The organism is Paraburkholderia lebeckiae (genome assembly GCF_050436225.1).
Classification (GTDB): Bacteria; Pseudomonadota; Gammaproteobacteria; order Burkholderiales; family Burkholderiaceae; genus Paraburkholderia; species Paraburkholderia tuberum.
The window spans coordinates 761,352-782,406 of sequence record NZ_JBNDLU010000001.1 but is presented as its reverse complement, the minus strand read 5'-3'; the positions used below and the strand labels follow the sequence as shown (position 1 = coordinate 782,406).

Here is a 21,055-nt window from a genome sequence, read left to right as displayed (position 1 = left end):
TTAGATGAATAGATGCTCCAATGTCCACTCGCTGGATCGACAGGAAATCCGATGAGCCCGAGTTCCGTTCCGCCCCGTCCACCCTCTTCACCGTTGCCGGCCGAGTCTTCGGCGGCGCGGCGCGCCTGGATGGCCGTGCTGGCGCGCACGCCGCGCGCCGACCTCGAAGCCGCGTTGCAGCGCGCGCTGCAAGGCCGCCCCACCCCCGCCTACGACTGGCTGCGCCCCCCTGAAATCGGCCTCGCGATGGTGCGCGGGCGCATCGGCGGCAGCGGCGATCCGTTCAATCTCGGCGAAGCCACGGTTACGCGCGCCACGCTGCGTCTGCATGCCAGCGCCGACGCCGAAGCCACCGTCGGCGTGGCCTGCCATCTGGGACGCGACCGCCGTCGCGCCGAACTTGCCGCGCTCGCCGATGCCTTGCTGCAGATGCCCGAGCATCACGACAGCCTGCATCGTCGATTGATCGAGCCGTTCGCCGCGCAACAGCAGGCCCTGCGCGCGCAACAGCAACAGGACGTCGCGGCGACGCGCGTCGAATTCTTCACGATGGTGCGAGGCGACTGATGGAACGTTCACCGATTGCGTTGTCCACGCTGACGCCGGGTTTCGCGCACCCGGTCCACGACACCCAGGCCGTCTTTCGCACGCTGCTCGACGCGTTGTCGCGACCCGGCACGATCGGCGTGATCCGCGACGTGCTGCCCGAGTTGCGCAATACGCCGGTCGAACCCGCCGCGTTTGCCGCACTGCTGACGCTCTGCGACTACGCGACGCCGGTGTGGCTCGCGCAACCTGATCCCGCGCTCGCGTCGGCGTTGCGCTTCCATACCGGCGCGCCGCTCGCCGATGCACCCGGCGCGGCCGCGTTCGTGTATGCGCACGATGCCGACGCGTTGCCGTCGCTCGAAAGCTTCGCGCCCGGCAGCGCCGAGTCACCGGAACAATCGGCCACGTTGCTGATCCGCATCGACGCGCTGACCGGTGGCACACCGGTCACGCTCAGCGGCCCCGGCATTCGCGATACCGAAACAATTTCGCCGGTCGGTCTTCCCGCGCGGTTCTGGCAAGAACGCGCGATGCTCGCGCCGCTGTTTCCGTGCGGCATCGATTGTTATCTGGTTTGCGGCGCGCGCTTGATCGGCCTGCCGCGCACAACCGAAGCGAAGGTGAACTGATGTACGTTGCCGTCAAAGGTGGAGAACGCGCGATCGAAGCGTCGTGGCGCCTGCTCGACAAAGCGCGCCGCGGCGATACGCAGATCGCCGAATTGAGCGTCGAGCAGATTCGCGAGCAGTTGCGGCTCGCGGTCGCACGCGTGATGACCGAAGGCTCGGTCTACGACGAGGAGCTTGCGGCGCTCGCAATCAAGCAGGCGGCCGGCGATCTGGTCGAGGCGATCTTCCTGCTGCGCGCGTATCGCACCACGTTGCCGCGCTTCGGCTATACGCGCACCATCGATACCGAAACGATGCAGGTCGAGCGGCGCATCTCGGCGACCTTCAAGGACCTGCCCGGCGGCCAGTTGCTCGGCGCGACCTATGACTACACGCAGCGTCTGCTCGATTTCGCGTTGCTCGCCGATGGCGATGACGCGCGGCAGGACGTGACGCGCGGCAACGCGCCCGTTCCGCAAGAACCGCCAGCGGCTGAATCGATGCCGCGCGTCGTGTCGCTGCTCGACAAGGAAGGCCTGATCGAACAGGAGCGCCCGACACCCGACGGCGCGGAACCCGGCGATCTGTCGCGCGAACCGCTGGCGTTTCCGGCAAGCCGCGCGACGCGTCTGCAGAACCTCGCGCGCGGCGACGAAGGCTTTCTGCTCGCGATGGGCTATGCGACGCAACGCGGCTATGCGCATTCGCATCCGTTCGCGGGCGAGATCCGTTTCGGCACGATCGCGGTCGAGATGGACCTCGACGAACTCGGCGAAGCGGTCGACATCGGCGATATCGACATCACCGAATGCCAGATGATCAACCAGTTCGCGGGCAGCGGCGCGGTGCCGCCCACCTTCACGCAAGGCTACGGTCTCGCGTTCGGCCACTCGGAGCGCAAGGCGATGGCGATGGCGCTCGTCGATCGCGCGTTGCGCGCCGAAGAACTCGGCGAGCCGCTCGCGTCACCGACGCAGGACATCGAATTCATGCTGTCGCATAGCGATAACGTCGAGGCGTCGGGCTTCGTGCAGCACCTGAAACTGCCGCATTACGTCGACTTCCAGGCGGAGCTGGAACTGGTGCGGCGTCTGCGCGCGCAACATCACAGCCACGATGAAACAAGCCACGCCACCGACAAGGAGCAGGCAGCATGAACGCGCCCGACACCGCTGTTGCCAATACCTCATACGACACCGCCGCGCACGGCTACAACTTCGCGTATCTCGACGAGCAGACCAAGCGCATGCTGCGCCGCGCGCTGCTGAAGGCAGTCGCCGTGCCGGGCTACCAGGTGCCGTTCGCGTCGCGCGAAATGCCGCTGCCGTATGGCTGGGGCACCGGCGGCATCCAGGTGACGGCCGCGATCATCGGCAGGACGGACACGCTGAAGGTCATCGATCAGGGTTCCGACGAAACCACCAACGCCGTCAACATCCGCCGCTTCTTCGCGCGCACCACGGGGGTGGCGACCACGCGGCACACGAGCGAAGCGACGATCATCCAGACGCGGCACCGGATTCCCGAAACGCCGCTGACCGAGCGGCAGATCCTCGTCTATCAAGTGCCGATGCCCGAGCCGCTGTACCGGCTCGAGCCGCGCGTCGCCGAATGCAGGAAGCTGCATGCGCTCGCCGATTACGGGCTGATCAGCGTGAAACTGTACGAGGACATCGTGCATCACGGCAGCATCGCGACCACGTATGACTACCCCGTCATCGTCAATCATCGCTATCTGAGCTCGCCGTCGCCGATCCCGAAGTTCGACAATCCGAAGATGCATATGAACGCCGCGCTGCAACTGTTCGGCGCGGGTCGCGAGCGCCGCATTCACGCGATTCCGCCTTATACGCCGGTGCGCAGCCTCGACTTCGACGATCATCCGTTCGAAGTGCAGAAGTGGCAGCACGCGTGCGCGCTGTGCGGATCGAAGGAAAGCTTTCTCGACGAGATGATCGTCGACGATGCGGGCACGCGCATGTTCGTGTGCTCGGACAGCGACTACTGTCACGGGCGGCGCGGCGACGCCGACGGCGCCATCGAAGCGCAAGCGCCGCTGCCCCACGCCACGCGCGAAGGAGAATCCGCATGACGCCGCTTCTGAGCGCACGCGCGCTCACCAAACAATATGGCGGCCGCAACGGTTGCCGCAACGTGAGTTTCGATCTGTATCCGGGCGAGGTGCTGTGCATCGTCGGTGAATCGGGTTCGGGCAAGACCACGCTGCTCAACACGCTGGCGCTGAAGACCGAGGCCGATAGCGGCTCGCTGCACTACACCGCGTCGCATGGCGACTCGCTCGATCTGCGCGCGCTGGCCGAGCCGCGCCGCCGTCTGCTGATGCGCACCGAGTGGGGCTTCGTGCAGCAGAATCCGCGCGACGGCCTGCGCGGCGGCGTATCGGCCGGCGCCAACATCGGCGAGCCGTTGATGGCGGTCGGCGCGCGCCACTACGGCGAGATTCGCCGCACAGCCACGCAATGGATGGAGCGCGTCGAACTCGATCCCACGCGCATCGACGAATTCCCCGCCGCGTTTTCGGGCGGTATGCAGCAACGTCTGCAGATCGCGCGCAATCTCGTCACCGGTCCGCGTCTGGTGTTCATGGACGAACCGACCGCCGGTCTCGACGTGTCCGTGCAGGCGCGTCTGCTCGATTTGCTGCGCACGCTGAGCTCGACGCTGCATCTATCGGTGCTGATCGTCACGCACGACATCGGTGTCGCGCGTCTGCTGGCGCATCGACTGATGGTGATGCAGGCGGGCGAAGTCGTCGAAGCCGGCCTGACCGATCAGGTGCTCGACGATCCGCAGCATCCGTATACGCAAACGCTGGTTTCCTCGGTTCTGCCGGTTTGAGGCTCACGATGCAATCCAATGAGGTAGTCATTGACGCAGGCAGCGATGCACGTTACGGCGAGCGCGCTTTCGCGGACAACGCGGCGCTGATGCTGCGCGCCATCGGCATCGGCAAGACTTTCACGCTGCACGGCCAGGGCGGTGTGCGGATCGACGCGCTCTCGAACGTGTCGCTCGAGGTCGAGCGCGGTGAATGCGTGGTGCTGGTCGGGCCGTCGGGCGCAGGCAAGAGCACGCTGCTGCGCTGTCTGTACGGCAACTATCTGGCGAGCACCGGCTCAATCGCGATTCGCGACACCAGCGATCAGGGTCGGCCCATTGCAATCACCCGTGCCGAACCGCGTGACGTGCTGCGGCTGCGCCGTCGCGTGGTCGGCTATGTGAGCCAGTTTTTGCGCGTGATCCCGCGCGTGCCGACGCTTGCGCTCGTCGCCGAGCCGCTGGTCCTGGACGGCGTCGCCGAACCTGAAGCAAACGCGCGCGCCGCTGAATTGCTCGCGCGGCTCAACGTGCCAGAACGTTTGTGGTCCCTCGCTCCCGCGACATTTTCGGGCGGCGAGCAGCAACGCGTGAACATCGCGCGAGGTTTGATCGCCGAACATCCGCTGTTGCTGCTCGACGAACCGACCGCTTCACTCGATGCGGAAAACCGCGACGTTGTGGCCGATCTGATCGTCGAGGCGCGCGAGCGCGGCGCGGCGATCGTTGGTATCTTTCACGACGAAGAAACCCGCAACAAGGTCGCGACGCGCCGCCTGGAACTGCGGCCGCCGCTGCGGCACTGAATTGACACCAGTCCCGACTGACTACGGAGCAAGTCGATGTTGATCAGCAACGCTCGCATCGTGACGCGAGACGAAGAATTCATTGGCACCGTGCGCGTGGAAGACGGCGTGATTCGCGACGTCGAACGCGGCGCGGGTTCGGCGCGCGACGCCGAAGACTGGGACGGCGATTATCTGCTGCCCGGTCTGATCGAACTGCATACGGACAACCTCGAGAAGCACCTCGTGCCGCGTCCCGGCGTCGAATGGAATACCGACGCGGCCTTCGTGATTCACGATGCGCAGGTCGCCGCAGCCGGCATCACGACGGTATTCGACGCGCTCGCCATCGGCTCGCGCTCGAGCATTGGGCTGCGTAACCGCGATGTGCAAACGCAGTGCGCCGATTCGCTGCTGCGGCTGTCCACGCGTCGACTGCTGCGCGCCGAGCACTTTCTGCATCTGCGCTGCGAGATCGCGACCGCCGACGTGCTCGAGGTATTCGATTCGCTGTGCGCGCATCCGCTGCTGCGGCTCGCGTCGGTGATGGACCATACGCCGGGCCAGCGCCAATGGCACGACCGCGAGCAATGGCGTCGCTTCCAGGAGCGCAACGGCAAGATGAGCGACGAGCGTGTCGCGAGCACGCTCGCCGAACTCGCGGTCGAACAGGAGCGGTACGCGGATGAGCACCGCCGCGAGATCGTCGCGCGTTGCCGGCGGCTCGGCATTCCGGTCGCGAGCCACGACGACACGCTGATCGAGCACGTCGAACAGGCGAAGGCCGAGGGCATCGTGCTCGCCGAATTCCCGACCACGCGCATCGCCGCGCAAGCCGCGCGCGAGCACGGCATCGCGACGATCATGGGCGCGCCGAACATCGTGCGCGGCGGCTCGCATTCGGGCAACGTGTCGGCGCTCGAACTCGCGCGCGCGGACCTGCTCGACATCCTGTCGTCGGATTACGTGCCGTCGAGCTTGCTGACCGCGGTGTTCGATCTCGTCGAAAAAGCGGGCTGGTCGCTGCCGCGCGCGATGGCAACGGTCTCGGCCGAGCCGGCGCGCACCGCCGGCCTCACGGACCGCGGCGCGATCGAGCCGGGCCTGCGCGCGGATCTCGTGCGCGTGACGATGCTCGACAAGCTGCCGGTGCCGCGCGCGACTTATCGCGCAGGGGTGCGGATCGTTTGAGTGGGCTGGTTGAGCGCGCCTGCGTCTCAGGTCGACAACGGCACACGCTCCGGCTCGTCGGCCTCGAACCACGCGGGATTGCGCTCGGCGATGGGGCCGATCGACATGAGGATTCCGCGCAGATGGTGGCGCATCGCGTCTTCTGCGGCGCTCGGATCGTGCGCGCGGTCCCGAGCGGCGCGGGTAAGACCGCGTCAGGCGGTGGGCTCCGCCTCGCGCCCCTCGGTCGCATCGCGCGAGGCGTGCGCCTGGGCGAGCTGGGCCTGGGCAGCCCTCGCCTGCTCAGCCTGTTGGTCGAGCCGCATGGCGAGCAGATCCTGATAGCGCAGATACGCGCAACGGCCACCCGATTTCGCCGCATACATCGCGGCATCGGCGTTCAGCAGCAGTTCCTCGGCATTGCCGCTGTCGTGCGGGAACTCGCTGATGCCGATGCTCGCGCCGACCGTCATGCTATTGCCGTCGACGGTCAGCGTTTCGTTCAGCGCGTCCATGATGCGCTCGGCGATTTCTGGCGTGACCTCGGCCGCGCGCTGCCCTTCGATCAGCACGATGAATTCGTCGCCGCCGAGCCGCGCGACCACGTCCCCGGCATACAGCACGTCCTTCAGACGGCGTGCGACCGCGACCAGCACCTTGTCGCCAACAGAGTGACCGAACTGATCGTTGATCTGCTTGAAGCGGTCGAGGTCGACGAACAGCACGGCGAGGCCTTCGCGGCGGAACCTTGCCTCCTCGATCGCGTTCTCGAGCTTCTGCATGAACAGCATGCGGTTCGGCAAGCCGGTCAGCACGTCGTGCGAGGCCAGATGCACGAGCTCGCTCTGCTTGCTGTGCAGCGTATCCATCTGCGCGCGGATTTCGCAACGCAAACGCTCGAAGCAGCGCGCGAGCACGCCGATTTCGTCGGTGCGTTTGAGCGGCAAGGTGTGCATCGCGTGGTCGGCGAACAGGTGCGTCGCCGCATACGCGAGCAGATGCAGCGGCTTGGTCAGCGCCCGCGCGAACAGGATCGCCAGCAGTACCGACAATGCGCTGAACACCAGCACCATGCGAATGATCCGCGTGCCGAGCTGATTGGCGCCGGTCAGCACGTCCTCGAGCGGCTTCGTGAGACCGAGCACGATGAAGCGGTTGCCCTCGGAATCGCCGAACGGTCGCCGCACGAACGCGAGCACGCGGCCGGCCGCCTCGCCGGGTCTCGCGAGACCGTTGACGAGCACCTCGCTCTGGCGTTGCTCGAACAGCTGCTTCGTGGCCGGGAAGCTGTCCTGCATCAGCACGCGACGGCCGCGGTCGAAACCGAAGGTTTTCGACGCGTCGGGATGGATCAGGAAGTCGCCCCACTCGTTCGCCAGATAGACCTGATAGTCGCTCGGCAGATCGCTCTGCAAACGCCGCAGCATGCCGGCCAGATCGACATCGATTACGACGACGCCGACCACCGTGCCGCGCGCATCCGCGATCGGCGTGCCGAGACGCAGCGTCGGCTTGCCTTGCGCCGCATGCGTGCCGGATTCGTGATTGACGGAAATCGGCGACGTGTAGATGCGGCCCGGCGAAAACGCGAGCGTTTCGAATACGTAGGGAAACTGGGCTTTTTCCTGCAAATCGTCACCCTCTACGCGCACGAGGCCGTCGCTGTCGCGATCGAAACGGATCAGTTCGAGACCGTGATGCTGCCGCGTGATCAGCCGCACCTGCAGATACTCCGGGTGATGCAGCATGAAGCTCGAATACACCTGCGCGAGCCGCTCGCGGCCGAGGTTCGGGCCGATACCGTCGTCGGTCTGCGCGACGCTCACCGACGACGGCATCGTCGCGAGCACGAGCGCGTCCGCCGCGATGTCGTCGATCGATACCGCGATGCGCTGGCCGAGCAGCTCCGTCGACGTCTGCAGGCTGTGCTCCGCTTCGTTGACCAGCATCGTGCGATTCGCGCGATACGCGTAATAGCCGGTCGCGCCCGAGGCCAGCACGCCGATACACGCGAGCAGCACGGATAGCTTGAAGGTCAGGCCGCGATGCAGCATCAGAAGCGCTCCGAACGGTCGCCCGACACGATGCGCGTCCACAGTTGCCCGCGGCGCTCGATATCTTCCACCGGACTGATCCAGACGATGTGCGCGTTGGCGCTGCCTTCGGCCGGCTCGGTCAGCGTATTCGCGAGCCCCTGGCGCTGTGTCAGCAACGCGCTCACGCTCGGCTCGAGCATGTAGTTGATCCACGCGAGCGCGAGCGGCTTGTCGCTCGCCGCGCGCGTCATCGACCAGCAATCGAGCCACGCGAGCGCGCCTTCATCCGGGATCACGTAGCCGACGTCGGCGCCCGCGCGCCGCAGCAACTGCACCTGCTGCGTGCCGTAGTTGGCGAACATCAACGCGACCTTGTGCTGGATGAAGAACGCGGTCGCCTCCTCGGGCAGCGTGTAGTAGGTCAGCAGGTTGCGGCGCAGATCGACGAGCTTGTGCGCGATCGTGCGCATCTGCGCGGGGTCGAGTTGAAACGGATGCGGATAGCCGAGCGCAAGCGCGGTGAACGAGAAGTTGTGCTGCGCGCTATTGAAGTCGAGCACCTTGCCACGATAACGCGGGTTCCACAGTTCGAGCATCGAATGCGGCGCAACCGGAATCTGCTTGCGATCGTAGATGAGTCCCATCGACGAATACGTGAACGGAATCGCGTATACCTTGCCGGCCGAGGTCAGGCCGTCGATCGAGCCGAGCGCCTGGAAACGCGGCAACTGCTTCTTCGTATTCGGCAGACTCGCGAGATCGAGCGGCGCGAGCAGATTCGTCCGCGTATAGCGGCGGATTTCGGCGGTGTTGGCGGCGAGTACGTCGAACGGCGGCGCGCCCTTGCTGTGCATCTGCGCCCACAGCGCCTCATCGGAATCGACGAGCGTGACCTCGACCTTCGCGCCGTAGCGCGCTTCGAACGCCTTGACGACGTCCGGGTCCGCATAGCCGGGCCATGCGAGAACGTGCAGCACTTTGTCGGCGGCCGCTGCGGGCGTCGCCGCGCCGAAACCCGCGCACAGCAATGCGCCTATCAGAACGCGCGACACGCGGGGTAAAACCCCGGAAAAAACGTCGCACGAAAATCCGGATGCGCCAATCGATGAAAATCCGGATGTAACGCTCGACAAAAAACTGTCAAAAAACCGGCGTTGCAATAATGCCGCGCGAGCCCGCACGCCGGCGCTAGCGATTCGTCGCTTAGAAGTCTGTTTACAACAGCCTGTTCGATCCGCCGTGAACAACATCGTGTGCATGCATAACACCGTTGAGCAGAAAGGCCATTTGAGCGAGCGCAAACGCGCGGCATTTGAATCTTGACGGCCGTCCAATGCGGGCGGCCGGCGTCCAACGCAGGGAGCATCGATGATAGCGCCAAAGCCTTTGTTTTTGCACCGGTTCGAAACGGCGGCGCAAAAATATCGGTGCTGGTAATAACGTGTCGGGCAATAGCCTCGAGGCCGCTCTTAATTAACGGCAAATTCAGCCGCGAGCTTTAACGATCCGTCCACGTTTCAAACTCGCGTTTCAAACCGGTTTTCGGTGAACTCGCGAGAAAACCGGCGTAAATCCCGGTCCATTACGCTCGCCGGCCCCTCGTATTACCGCTCTGCATTGCATCCGCGTTACGCAAACCCCACCAACGGTGTACGATCCGGTCACACCGGCCGGGGCGCAAGCGTTGACCTAGAGGGCATCCTCCCGCGCCATCCGGTGTTTTACTAGCTTCCCAATATTTTTGAACTGATAAGCTTGGCGCGCGTTGCAGGCCACCCCGGCCTGCATCCTGACCAGAAGCCCGTTTGCGAGACGCGCCGGGCGTCCCAAGGCGGCACAACCGCCGAGGGCGTAATTGAACTACACGAGGAGTTAAAACAGTGAAAAAACTGCTAGCGGCTTTGACGGTTGCTCTGCTTGCCACCGTCTCGATTGGCGCACACGCTAAAGATTGGTCGACGATCCGATTTGGCGTTGATGCCAGCTATCCCCCGTTCGAGTCGAAAGGCGCGGACGGCAAGCTCGTTGGCTTCGATATCGACCTCGGCAACGAAATCTGCAAGCGCGTCGGTGCGAAGTGCGTGTGGGTGGAAAACGACTTCGACGGCATGATCCCGGCACTGAAGGCCAAGAAGTTCGACGGCGTGCTGTCGTCGATGTCGATGACGCCGCAACGCGCCGAACAGATCGCTTTCTCGTCGAAGCTGTTCAACACGCCGACGCGCCTCGTCGCGAAACAGGGCTCGGGCATCCTGCCGACCGCTGAATCGCTGAAGGGCAAGACGGTGGGCGTCGAACAGGGCACCATCCAGGAAACCTACGCGAAGACCTACTGGGAACCGGCGGGCGCGAAAGTCGTGCCGTACCAGAACCAGGACCAGGTCTACGCCGACCTGATCTCGGGCCGTCTGGACGCAGCGCTGCAAGACGCGGTGCAGGCTGATCAAGGCTTCCTGAAAACGCCGCGCGGCAAGGGCTTTACGTTCGTCGGCAAGGACCTCGACGATCCGAAGATCCTCGGCAACGGCGCTGGCATCGGCATGCGCAAGGAAGACACCGATCTGAAGGTGAAGGTCGACAAGGCGATCGCCGACATGATCAAGGACGGCACCTACAAGAAGATCGAGAAGAAGTACTTCGACTTCGACGTGTACGGCAGCTAAATCGCCCACGCGCGCCGCACGGCGCGCCGGCAGCTTGTCCGAAACGGGCTCCGCGACGCGGAGCCCGTTTTGTTTTGCGGCTCCCATCTAGCCACATCAAGTCACATCGTGTGGCATATCGGCTAAGATCGTGCGAGACGCGGCCCACCCCGAGACAGGTTGCCGCGGTCCGCGCATGCGGACCACGCGCGCTGCCGGCGCGCATCTTTCCCCTTGCAATCAACCACCTAGCGCGGCTGCTCCGAACGGGCCGCGAAGCCAAAACCATGCAAACCCAGACCCATCCGCTGATTGCCCCGTCGCTTGGCACCGCCCGTGAACTGACGAGTTTCCACTACGGTCCCGGCGGCGGCCAGAAAATCTATATCCAGTCGTCGCTGCATGCGGACGAACTGCCCGGGATGCTGGTGTCGTGGTCGCTGCGCCGCAAGCTGGCCGCGCTCGAAGCCGCGGGCAAGCTGCGTGGCGAAGTCGTGGTCGTGCCGGTGCCGAATCCGATCGGCCTTAATCAGCATCTGCTCGGCCAGATGCTCGGCCGCTTCGAAACCGGCAGCGCGCAGAACTTCAACCGCAACTTCTACGACCTCGCGGAACTCGTGCAGCCGTTCATCGAATCGCGTCTGACCACCGACATCGACGCGAACCGCGCCGCCATCCGCGCGGCGATGCGCGAAGCGCTCGACGCGCAGCAGCCGACCACCGAACTCGGCTCGCAACGCCTCGCACTGCAAAAGCTCTCGTACGACGCCGACGTCGTGCTCGATCTGCATTGCGACTGGGAAGCCGCAATGCACCTGTACACCAATCCGGACCTGTGGCCTGAAGTCGAGCCGCTCGCGCGCTACCTGGACGCGAAGGCGTCGCTGCTCGCGCTGAACTCGGTCGGCAATCCGTTCGACGAGATCCACAGCTTCTGCTGGTCGGATCTGCGCGGCCGTTTCGGCGAGCGCTTCCCAATCCCGAACGGCGGCATCTCGGTCACCATCGAGCTGCGCGGCCAGCGCGATGTGTCGTACGAACTCGCGGAAAAAGACGCGCAGGCGATCATCGAGTATCTGACCTTGCGCGGCGTGGTCGAGGGCGAGCCGGCGCCGCTGCCGCCGCTCGAATTCGCCGCGACGCCGCTCGCGGGCGCCGAGCCGCTCGTCGCGCCGATCAGCGGCGTGCTCGTCTATCGCTGCGAGGTCGGCACGTGGGTGGACGCGGGCCAGGAAATCGCGGACATCGTCGATCCGTTGACGGACCGCGTCGTCACGATCAAAAACACCGTGGCCGGCGTGCTGTACGCGCGGCATCTGGCGCGTTTCGCGACGGCCGGCCTCGAATTCGCGCGCATCGCCGGCGCGACGCCGTTCCGCAGCGGCTCGTTGCTGAGCAACTGACACCAACGACGCTGCGACCGTCGATGCTGTCGCGGCCGGCCATGTAACTGAATTTTCACGCACCAGCTGAAATAACCGATCGCCCGCCGCCAGGCGGGCGATTCGCTGCCACGCGTCCAGCCTCACTCCAGGGTCGACCGACCCGCCCCGCCACCGATACACCTGCCTCCGGTGCACACGCAAAGTGTCGCGCCGACACGACACCGTGAAAAGAATTTTTCAGTGTCACATACCTTACTCTGCGTTCCCTTAAATTGCCGGCCATCGCACGACGTTGCCACAGAGCAGCGCGTCGCGATCGCCAAAATTTGCTAACTCGGAGAAGTGTTTTGAACAAGAAAATCCTGACCGCCGCTACGTTTGCCGTCTTCGCCTCCGCCGCTCACGCACAAAGCAGCGTCACGCTGTACGGCCTGATCGATGCTGGTATCAGCTACGTGAACAACTCGAAAACGGCCACCGGCCATAGCAGCCTGACCAAGTACGACGACGGCGTCGCGAACGGCAGCCGTTGGGGCCTGCGTGGCACGGAAGACCTCGGTAACGGCCTGAAAGCGCTGTTCGTGTTGGAAAACGGCTTCAACAGCGGGAACGGCACCGCCGGCCAGGGCGGCGCGATGTTCGGCCGCCAGGCGTACGTCGGTGTGTCGCAGAACAACGTCGGCTCGCTGACGTTCGGTCGCCAGTACTCGTTCTCGACCGACTACCTCGGCTCCAACTACGCGACCGGCGGCCAGACCGTCGCGGGCAACTACGCTTACCACATCAACGACGTCGACCAGCTCACGTCGAGCCGTATCAACAACTCGGTCAAGTTCAGCAGCGCGAACTTCTCCGGCCTGACCTTCGGCGCGATGTACGGCTTCTCGAACACGGCAGGCGGCTTTGCCGGCACGCCGGCTACGGGCACGTCCACTGCCCCGGTGGCAGGTTCGTCGCGCGCTTACAGCTTCGGCGCGAACTACGCGAACGGCCCGTTCGGTATCGGCGCGGCGTACACGGACATCCGTTATCCGGGCCAGGCATCGCCGGCCTTCTCGACTTCGCTGGCAAACGTCAGCTTCCCGACGCTCGGCAGCGGCCAGATCCAGGATCTGCGCACGGTCGGCGTTGGCGGCCGTTACGCTTTCGGCCCGGCGACGCTGTGGGCCCTGTACACGAACACGCGCCTCGCACCGATCTCGGGTGGATCGACCACGTTCGCCGCCTACGAAGCAGGCGCGAAGTACGCGGTCACGCCGGCTATCACGGCAGGCGCGGGCTACACGTACATGCACCTGAGCGGCGCGAACGTCGGTCACTGGAACCAGGTGAACCTGAGCGGCGACTACGCGCTGTCGAAGCGCACGGACGTGTACGTGCTGGGCATCTATCAGATCGCGTCGGGCCACAACGCGCAGGATCTGCAGGCGCAGATCGGTTCGAGCACGAGCTACTTCAGCACGTCGGGCGTCGGCGCCGACAACCAGCTGGCGTTCCGTGTCGGTCTGCGTCACAAGTTCTAAGCGGACGGTTCGCGGTGGGGAACACCTGTGTTCCCTGCCTGATTGAATCGATGGAAAGCGCCCTACGGGGCGCTTTTTCTTTTGCGGCGCGAAATCAGTCGAGCAAGGCCGGATTGTCGATCGCGCCCGTCAGCAATTCGACGAACGCCGCATCGAACGCGAGGCCTTCGAGACTGCATGCGATATCGAATACCTGGGTCAGCTCGATTCCGCTTTGCCGTTTCGGCAACGATATCTGCCAAATATTGTAATTGTCTATAAATATCGTCCACCCCAACATCGGGTCACACGCTTCGATCCCGCGCCCGCGCCGCTCACGCGACACTGCCGGCGCGCCTCCCAATGCCGCCAGAGGATTTCGTCATGAGCATGGACTCCGTCACTACCGCCGACGCGCTCGCGCGGCACACTTCGCGCTCGAGCGTATCGCGGCTGATTCTCGCGACCTCGATCGGCAACGCACTGGAGTTCTACGATCTGGTCGTATACGGCTACTTCGCGGCCGTGCTGTCGCGCACGTTTTTTCCGGTGCACGACCGCACCGTGTCGCTGCTGCTCACGCTCGGCACCTTCGCGCTGTCGTATCTCGCGCGACCGATCGGCGCGCTCGCGCTCGGCTCGTTCAGCGACCGCAAAGGCCGCAAGGCATCGTTGACGCTATCGATTGCGATGATGACGGTCGGCACCGGCATGATCGCGTTGATGCCGTCGTATGCGGCGATCGGCGTGCTCGCGCCGATCGGCGTATTCGCGTCGCGGCTGTTGCAGGGATTCTCGGCGGGCGGCGAGTTCGGCAGTTCGACCGCGTTTCTGATCGAACATGCGCCGGAGCGCAAAGGCTTCATGGCGAGCTGGCAGTTCTCGAGCCAGGGCGCGAGCACCCTGCTGGCGTCGCTGTTCGGCGCGGTGTTGACGAGCACGCTGACGACCGCGCAACTCGAAGGCTGGGGCTGGCGCATTCCGTTCCTGTTCGGCATGCTGATCGGTCCGGTCGGGCTCTACATTCGCCGCCGCATCGACGAAACGCCGGAGTTCGAGCGCGCGGAAAAATCCGCCGCGCCGGTGCGAGAAGTGCTCGCGACGCAAAAGGAACAGGTGCTCGTATCGATCGGCGCGCTCGTGTTGACCACCACGGCCAACTACATGCTGCTCTACATGCCGACCTATGCCGCACGGCAGCTCGGACTCGCACCGTCGTCGGGCTTCATCGCGACGTTCGCGGCCGGTCTGATCATGATGGTGCTCACGCCGGTCGTCGGTCATCTGTCCGACAAGGTGGGCCGCGTGCGCATCATGCTCGGCGCCGGCGTGCTGTTCTTCGCGACCGTGTATCCCGCCTTCGTGCTGATGAACGCGCACCCGTCGCTCGGCTCGTTGCTTGCCGCGGTCACGTGGGTCGCGTTGCTGAAGGCGACCTACTTCGCGCCGATTCCGGCCTTGATGTCCGAGCTGTTCCCGACCCGCACGCGCACGACCGGCATGGCGCTCGGCTACAACATCGGCACCACCGTGTTCGGGGGCTTCACGCCGCTCGCGGTCGCCGCGCTGATCGCGGCGACGGGCAATAATCTCGCGCCCGGACTTTATCTGATGCTCGCGGCCGTGCTCAGCCTTTTCACCGTGATGTGGGCACGCGTGCGACTGCATGCACGCTGAGTCTCTGCCTCGCGGGCTTCGTTGAATCGACAAGGACCTTATCCATGCAAGACCGTTTGCAGCAAGCCGTGCAGTTCGCGGTGGATCATGAATCGCTTTGGGACCGCCATGTGGGCGGCGCGTGGGGTGTGCACGTGAACGACCCGCCGCCATGGAACAGGCTGCTCGGTCCCGTGCATGATCGCGGACCGGTGTCGGGCACGATCGCCGTCGACGGCCGCGTGCTGACGAGCTGGGGCGAACCGGATCGCGCCGACCTGACCTTCAGTGTCGCGAAGATGTACCTCGCGCTGCTGGCCGGCGTCGCGCACGATCGCGGCCTGTTGCCCGACGTCGACGAACCGGTGCGCGCGCGCGTACCCGACATCGGCTTCGACGACGAACACAACGCGCCGATCAGCTGGGCGCATCTACTGCAGCAAACGAGCGAATGGCGCGGCACGTACTTCGGTTTGTCGGATCAGGCGGATCACTACCGTGCGGTCAATTTCGCCGCGCCGCCCGATGGCAAAAAAGGCGACCTGCGTCCGCCGCAACGGCCGGGCACGTACTGGGAATACAACGACGTCCGCATCAACCAGTTCTCGCTCGCGCTGCTGCATCTGTTCCGTCAGCCGCTGCCCGAGGTGTTTCGCGAAGCGATCATGCGGCCTTCGGGCGCGAGCGAAAACTGGCAATGGGTCGGCTACGACAATGCGTGGGTCGAAATCGACGGGCGACGCATGCAGTCGGTGCCGGGCGGCACGCACTGGGGCGGCGGCATGTCGGTCAGCGCGAACGATCAGTTGAAGGTCGCACAGATGCTGCTCCACGACGGCGTTGCGAACGGCCAGCGCGTGCTGTCGTCCGAATGGATCGCGCGCATGCGCACGCCGTGCGCGATCGCGCCATTCTATGGCTACCTCGTGTGGCTCAACACCGGGCGCAAGGTGTTCCCGAACGTGCCGGAGTCGAGCTATTTCGGTGTCGGCGCAGGCAGTTCGTTCACATGGGTCGAACCGGAGCGGCGCATGACGGTGGTCGTGCGCTGGCTGAATCCGGCCGCGGCGAACGAGTTCTTCGGGCTCGTGCTCGACGCGGTCGACAACCTCGGCCAATAGCCATTAGCGGCGCACCATCCAAGGCAACTGCGCCGCGAACGCCAACGACAGGTCAAAAAAATGCGGGCGATGCACGAATGCATCGCCCGCACTGTCATGGGCCGAGCCGTTGCCGTTGCAACGGCGCGTCAGTGCGAATGCCGCGGCACCGCGGAACCTCGACACCCCACGAGGAAGTCGAGGTCGCAACCCTCGTCGGCCTGCAGCACGTGATCGATATACAGGCGCCGGTAGCCGCCACCTTCCGGCGGCTGGGGCGGCACATGCTGCGCGAGACGACGCTCGAGTTCCGCGTCGCTGACATCGAGGTGCAGCGTGCCCGCGTCGCAATCGAGCTCGATCCAGTCGCCGTCCTGCACCGCGGCGAGCGGGCCGCCGGCCGCCGCTTCCGGCGTCACGTGCAGCACCACGGTGCCGTAGGCGGTGCCGCTCATGCGCGCATCGGAGATGCGCACCATGTCCTTCACGCCCTGCCTCAGCAGCTTCGGCGGCAGGCCCATGTTGCCGACTTCGGCCATGCCCGGATAACCCTTCGGCCCGCAGTTCTTCATCACCAGCACCGAATTCGCGTCGACGTCGAGCGTCTCGTCGACGATGCGCGCCTTGTAGTGCTCCAGGTTCTCGAACACGACCGCGCGTCCGCGATGCTTGAGCAACTCTTGCGTCGCCGCCGACGGCTTCAGTACCGCGCCGCGCGGCGCGAGATTGCCGCGCAGCACGCGGATGCCGCCATCGGCGACGAGCGGCTTGTCGAGCGGACGGATCACCTCGTCGTTGGTGTTGGGCGCATCCTTCACGTTGTCCCACAGCGACTTGCCGTTGACCGTCAACGCGTCCGGATGCGGCAGCAGGTTCGCTTCGCCGAGCCGGCGCAGCACGGCCGGCAGGCCGCCCGCGTAATAAAACTCTTCCATCAGGAAACGGCCCGACGGCATCAGGTCGACGATCGTCGGCGTGTCGCGGCCGATGCGCACCCAGTCGTCGAGTTCGAGATCGATACCGATGCGCCCCGCGATCGCCTTCAGATGAATCACCGCATTGGTCGAGCCGCCGATCGCCGCATTGACGCGAATCGCGTTGACGAACGCCTCGCGCGTGAGGATCTTCGACAGCTTCAGGTCTTCGAGCGCCATTTCGACGATCCGGATTCCCGACATATGCGCAAGCACGTAGCGGCGCGAGTCGACCGCGGGAATCGCCGCGTTGTGCGGCAGCGACGTGCCGAGTGCCTCGGCCATGCAGGCCATCGTCGACGCGGTGCCCATCGTGTTGCAGGTGCCCGCCGAGCGCGACATGCCCGCCTCGGCCGACAGGAACTGATGCAGATCGATCTCGCCGGCCTTCAGCGATTCGTGCAGCTGCCACACCGCGGTGCCAGAGCCGATGTTCTTGCCGTCGAGCTTGCCGTTCAGCATCGGGCCGCCGGTCACGACGATCGCCGGCACGTCGCAGCTCGCCGCGCCCATCAGCAGCGCGGGGGTCGTCTTGTCGCAGCCGGTCAGCAGCACGGCCGCGTCGATCGGATTGCCGCGGATCGCCTCCTCGACATCCATCGCCGCGAGATTGCGCGTGAGCATCGCGGTCGGACGCAGATTCGATTCGCCGTTGGAAAAACACCGGGAACTCGACCGGGAAGCCGCCCGCTTCATAGACGCCGCGCTTCACGTGCTCGGCGAGCTTGCGAAAGTGCGCGTTGCACGGCGTCAGCTCGGACCACGTGTTGCAGATACCGATCACGGGACGCCCGTCGAACTCATGATCGGGAATGCCCTGATTCTTCATCCAGCTTCGATACATGAAGCCGTTCTTGTCAGCCGTGCCGAACCACTCGGCCGAGCGCAATTTCCGCTTTTTTTCCGACATACTAGGTCCTTGATGCATGTGCCGGGACCCTCACCGGCCAATTTGACTGAAGCGGCCGGCCCGGCGCTACGGCGCAAGGTTGCCGCTCAGTGTCCAGGGATGGTGCAGTGTACGGAGCGAGTTGATATCTTTCCAATCATATTTTGGGTCATATCGATATCAGTTCTGGTATCGATCCGCCGAGGCTGGCGGCGCAGCGGGGCTGGCGAGCAGACTGTGCCGGCCTCAGGCGTCGCCGGACGCCTGCTTACGGCGGGCTTTCGGTAGTGCGCCGCGCGTGTTCTTCTTCAGATGCTTCTGGTTATAGTCGATCGCGGCGCAAATCAGCGCTTTCAGTGCGCGCTCGTCGACCTCGTCGCTTTCGAAGAAGTCGATAGCGCGCCGCGCGTTGCCTTCGAGGCCTGCGTTGAACAAGCCGTCCGGGTCGGCCAGGCCCGCCCCATGCGCGAAGGTCAGCTTGACCTTACCCTTGTGCGCATTGGCGACCGCGATCATGCCGTCGCGCGACCAGACCGGGCTACCCATCCACTTGAATTCCTCGACGATCGCCGGGTCCGCCGCGAGCACGCATTGACGGATGCGAGCGAAGGTCGCGCCGCGCCAGTCGGTGAGTCCCGCGATCAGTTCGTCGATACGTTCGGATGCGTTCATCGGAGTGCGGCCCTCGTAAGCGGGGAAACGAAGCGGTTGAACCGATAGGATGCCGTAACGTCCCTGTCATTGTAATCTCCGCCTCGATTCGTGGCTGGCGCACGGCCGATCCACGAGCGCGCTCAATACGACGACGCGATTTCAAACATCGAACGTACCGCGATACTGCTCATTCGCATCCGGGCATCGCTTCACAGTTTGCCCGCAGGCTGCAGCATCGGACGGAGAAACGACAGCGATCGATGATTCGTCAGGCGCTAGTCGTCGCGTTTCCGAAACGCAGCCTCTCCGGCATCTGACACCTCGACCCACTTCGGATCGGGAGCCGCGCCGGGGACGTAAGTGTCGTTCCAGTTCCACCACTTGTACGGTCGGCTCTGCGGGTAGCCCTCCGGCGAATCCTCCCACGTCTCCTGCCGCCCGAGCGCCGTCATGTCAAGGTAGCTCCAGATCGTGCCCATCGCCTCGTCCCCACGCCCGTTAATGAAGTACGTTCGGAACACCCGCTCGCCGTCCCGGATGAACGCGTTGTGGCCGTGCCATTCGTCCACGCCGAAGTCGGCGTCGAAACTGTCGGTGATGGTGTACCAGGGGATCATCTCCCAGCCCATCCGGGTCTTCAGCCGCGCGATATCGGCTTGCGGCGCGCGGGACGCGTACACCAGCGTAGTGTCGCGAGCGTTCAAATGGGCAAGGTGGGAGACCTGATCGGCCCCAAGGGAACAGCCAATGCACGCATGCTCTGGCCACCCGTGCACGCCGGGCTCGAAAAAGGCGCGATAGACGACCAACTGGCGGCGGCCGTTGAACAGGTCGAGCAGGCTTACCCTGCCCTCCGGCCCGTCGAACGCATACGTTTTTTCAACGGCAAGCCATGGCATCCGCCGTCGCTCGGCGGCCAGCGCGTCGCGGGCACGTGTCAAGGCTTTCTCCTTGACGAGCAGCTGCTCGCGCGCGGCCTCCCACTCTTGCCGCGACACAATCGGTGGTGTCTTCATGGCAGGCTGTCCATCTTTCCCAAGCTTCTCAGGTGACTTGATCGTCGTCATCGTAACCTCCGGGTTAGAGCGATGTCCTGTGCGTTCGGGTCGGAGGCGGTTCGCTCACCGGGCATCGCTCGCTGTTGATGATGGGGTAGTTTAGGCCGCCGGACATCGAATGGTGGGAGTGACAAATGTGACGCGATTCAGGTGCGGCTTGATTCAGAAGGAGCAGCGCTAGCGGCCTCGATTCATCGTCGGTCAAAAGGCGATTGGAATCCCGTGGGTAGCCAAGCGACCGCTTGGCGGATCGGGGCAGACTATTATGTCCGGCAACCCATATTCGCCCACCACCCGGAGGTGACGATGAACGCGATCCACGAGGTCTACCCCTATCTGCGCGTGCGCAACGCCGCACGGGCTATCGAGTTCTACGCGCAGGCATTCGGCGGCGTCGAGCAGTTTCGCCTGACCGAGCCAGGCGGCCGCATCGGTCATGCCGAAGTGAAGATCGGTCCCGCGACCGTGATGCTGTCCGATGAATATCCCGAGCACGACATGCTCGGACCGACCGGCGACAGCCGGCCGAGTGTGCTGCTGCATATCCACTGCGACGACGTCGACCAGTTGTTCGCACAAGCGCTCAAAGCGGGCGCAACCGTGGTCCGCCCGCTAACCGATCATTTTTATGGCGAGCGCTCGGCGACCGTGCGCGATCCATTCGGCCACGAATGGATGCTCGGCGCGCAGATCGAAGCGCTCACGCCTGAAGAGATGCAGCGCCGTTACACGGCGCTGTTCGACAGCTAGTGGATTGTTATATTGGGCTCTCGCGCTTAATCCCCCCGATGCGTGAGCTCTTTTTTACATCCCGCCAAACGGCTTTTGCACCGTGAGCTTGTTGGTCACCAAAGTCACGCCCGGAACACCCTTCGCGATCTCCGCGACCTGATTGATCTGGGAAGCGTCGGTGACTGTGCCGCTCAGCGTCACCGCGCCGCCTTTTGCGATGACGCTTATATTGCCGGCGCTGATCTCCTTGTGCTTGCCGATGGCGGCATACACCTGCCGACGCAGCGCGCGATTGGCTTGCCTCGAGCTGACGGGAGCGGCTGCGCTAGCTGACATCGCGGGTGCGCCCGAAGGTGCACTAGCCGTCTTGCCCGACTGCGACCATGCGTTGCTCGACGCGGCCAGAATCAATACGGCAATCGCCAACGCGCGTGCCTGAATGCTTTTCATCGAATACTCCAGTTGTTATAGGTGACG

At 64.6% G+C, this 21,055-nt stretch carries 19 protein-coding genes and 1 pseudogene; 13 read left to right on the top strand and 7 right to left on the bottom strand.

The genetic code is table 11. The features are described from left to right. Window positions 1–51 precede the first annotated feature (51 nt). The 7 genes from phnG to OKW45_RS03610 are packed head-to-tail and all read left to right on the top strand — an operon-like array spanning window position 52 to window position 5,971. A complete protein-coding gene (gene phnG / locus OKW45_RS03640; RefSeq protein ID WP_429466022.1) occupies window positions 52–567 on the top strand; it encodes a phosphonate C-P lyase system protein PhnG in 516 nt (171 codons plus the stop codon). Then, window positions 567–1,178, top strand: coding sequence for a phosphonate C-P lyase system protein PhnH (phnH, locus tag OKW45_RS03635; RefSeq protein ID WP_429466020.1), 612 nt, complete (start codon window positions 567–569; stop codon window positions 1,176–1,178). The genes phnG and phnH overlap by 1 nt, the downstream gene beginning before the upstream one ends. Beyond that, on the top strand, window positions 1,178–2,314 hold the full coding sequence (locus OKW45_RS03630; RefSeq protein ID WP_429466018.1) for a carbon-phosphorus lyase complex subunit: 1,137 nt from the start codon (window positions 1,178–1,180) through the stop codon (window positions 2,312–2,314). Before phnH ends, OKW45_RS03630 begins: the two co-directional genes overlap by 1 nt. Then, the gene (locus tag OKW45_RS03625) at window positions 2,311–3,249 is read left to right on the top strand and encodes an alpha-D-ribose 1-methylphosphonate 5-phosphate C-P-lyase PhnJ (protein ID WP_429466016.1); all 939 of its coding nucleotides are present in this window, start codon (window positions 2,311–2,313) and stop codon (window positions 3,247–3,249) included. The genes OKW45_RS03630 and OKW45_RS03625 overlap by 4 nt, the downstream gene beginning before the upstream one ends. After that, window positions 3,246–4,016, top strand: coding sequence for a phosphonate C-P lyase system protein PhnK (gene phnK, locus OKW45_RS03620; protein WP_429466014.1), 771 nt, complete (start codon window positions 3,246–3,248; stop codon window positions 4,014–4,016). Before OKW45_RS03625 ends, phnK begins: the two co-directional genes overlap by 4 nt. Before the next feature lie 8 nt (window positions 4,017–4,024). Next, window positions 4,025–4,801, top strand: coding sequence for a phosphonate C-P lyase system protein PhnL (gene phnL, locus OKW45_RS03615; protein ID WP_429466012.1), 777 nt, complete (start codon window positions 4,025–4,027; stop codon window positions 4,799–4,801). A 36-nt stretch (window positions 4,802–4,837) separates the two neighbouring features. After that, complete coding sequence (locus OKW45_RS03610) at window positions 4,838–5,971, top strand: alpha-D-ribose 1-methylphosphonate 5-triphosphate diphosphatase (protein WP_429466010.1); 1,134 nt, start codon at window positions 4,838–4,840, stop codon at window positions 5,969–5,971. 194 nt (window positions 5,972–6,165) lie between these two features. Here OKW45_RS03610 and OKW45_RS03605 read toward each other — a convergent pair whose 3' ends face one another. Further along, window positions 6,166–8,004: a diguanylate cyclase domain-containing protein gene (locus tag OKW45_RS03605; protein WP_429466008.1), complete on the bottom strand. Its 1,839-nt coding sequence runs from the start codon at window positions 8,002–8,004 to the stop codon at window positions 6,166–6,168. Continuing rightward, window positions 8,004–9,245: an extracellular solute-binding protein gene (locus OKW45_RS03600; RefSeq protein ID WP_429466006.1), complete on the bottom strand. Its 1,242-nt coding sequence runs from the start codon at window positions 9,243–9,245 to the stop codon at window positions 8,004–8,006. Before OKW45_RS03600 ends, OKW45_RS03605 begins: the two co-directional genes overlap by 1 nt. 621 nt (window positions 9,246–9,866) lie before the next feature. On the opposite strand from OKW45_RS03600, the gene OKW45_RS03595 reads away from it, so the two are divergent. From OKW45_RS03595 to OKW45_RS03585, 3 genes are all read left to right on the top strand, one after another. Beyond that, window positions 9,867–10,649, top strand: a complete 783-nt coding sequence (locus tag OKW45_RS03595; RefSeq protein WP_184008007.1) for an ABC transporter substrate-binding protein — start codon at window positions 9,867–9,869, stop codon at window positions 10,647–10,649. Between the two features lie 266 nt (window positions 10,650–10,915). Beyond that, window positions 10,916–12,031: a succinylglutamate desuccinylase/aspartoacylase family protein gene (locus OKW45_RS03590; RefSeq protein ID WP_429466003.1), complete on the top strand. Its 1,116-nt coding sequence runs from the start codon at window positions 10,916–10,918 to the stop codon at window positions 12,029–12,031. A gap of 329 nt (window positions 12,032–12,360) precedes the next feature. Further along, window positions 12,361–13,536, top strand: a complete 1,176-nt coding sequence (locus tag OKW45_RS03585; protein ID WP_429466001.1) for a porin — start codon at window positions 12,361–12,363, stop codon at window positions 13,534–13,536. A 94-nt stretch (window positions 13,537–13,630) separates the two neighbouring features. Here the strand turns inward: OKW45_RS03585 and OKW45_RS03580 are convergent, their stop codons facing one another. After that, window positions 13,631–13,765, bottom strand: coding sequence for a hypothetical protein (locus tag OKW45_RS03580; protein ID WP_429465999.1), 135 nt, complete (start codon window positions 13,763–13,765; stop codon window positions 13,631–13,633). A gap of 134 nt (window positions 13,766–13,899) precedes the next feature. Here OKW45_RS03580 and OKW45_RS03575 point away from each other — a divergent pair, with 134 nt between their 5' ends. Continuing rightward, window positions 13,900–15,192 carry an MFS transporter gene (locus tag OKW45_RS03575; protein WP_429465997.1) on the top strand — a complete coding sequence of 431 codons (1,293 nt, stop codon included), beginning with the start codon at window positions 13,900–13,902 and terminating at the stop codon, window positions 15,190–15,192. Between the two features lie 44 nt (window positions 15,193–15,236). Continuing rightward, a complete protein-coding gene (locus OKW45_RS03570; RefSeq protein ID WP_018424790.1) occupies window positions 15,237–16,292 on the top strand; it encodes a serine hydrolase domain-containing protein in 1,056 nt (351 codons plus the stop codon). Window positions 16,293–16,420: 128 nt separating this feature from the next. Here OKW45_RS03570 and OKW45_RS03565 read toward each other — a convergent pair. The 3 genes and pseudogenes from OKW45_RS03565 to OKW45_RS03555 form a co-directional block, all read right to left on the bottom strand. Continuing rightward, window positions 16,421–18,155, bottom strand: a pseudogene (locus OKW45_RS03565) (IlvD/Edd family dehydratase). Between the two features lie 225 nt (window positions 18,156–18,380). Then, a complete protein-coding gene (locus tag OKW45_RS03560; RefSeq protein ID WP_429465995.1) occupies window positions 18,381–18,806 on the bottom strand; it encodes a DUF1801 domain-containing protein in 426 nt (141 codons plus the stop codon). Between the two features lie 257 nt (window positions 18,807–19,063). Next, the gene (locus OKW45_RS03555; RefSeq protein ID WP_429465993.1) at window positions 19,064–19,855 is read right to left on the bottom strand and encodes a DUF899 domain-containing protein; all 792 of its coding nucleotides are present in this window, start codon (window positions 19,853–19,855) and stop codon (window positions 19,064–19,066) included. 297 nt (window positions 19,856–20,152) lie between these two features. Here OKW45_RS03555 and OKW45_RS03550 point away from each other — a divergent pair, with 297 nt between their 5' ends. Further along, window positions 20,153–20,596, top strand: coding sequence for a VOC family protein (locus tag OKW45_RS03550; protein WP_018424786.1), 444 nt, complete (start codon window positions 20,153–20,155; stop codon window positions 20,594–20,596). Between the two features lie 54 nt (window positions 20,597–20,650). On the opposite strand, the gene OKW45_RS03545 is transcribed toward OKW45_RS03550, so the two are convergent. Further along, the gene (locus tag OKW45_RS03545) at window positions 20,651–21,028 is read right to left on the bottom strand and encodes a BON domain-containing protein (RefSeq protein WP_429465991.1); all 378 of its coding nucleotides are present in this window, start codon (window positions 21,026–21,028) and stop codon (window positions 20,651–20,653) included. Window positions 21,029–21,055 lie beyond the last annotated feature (27 nt).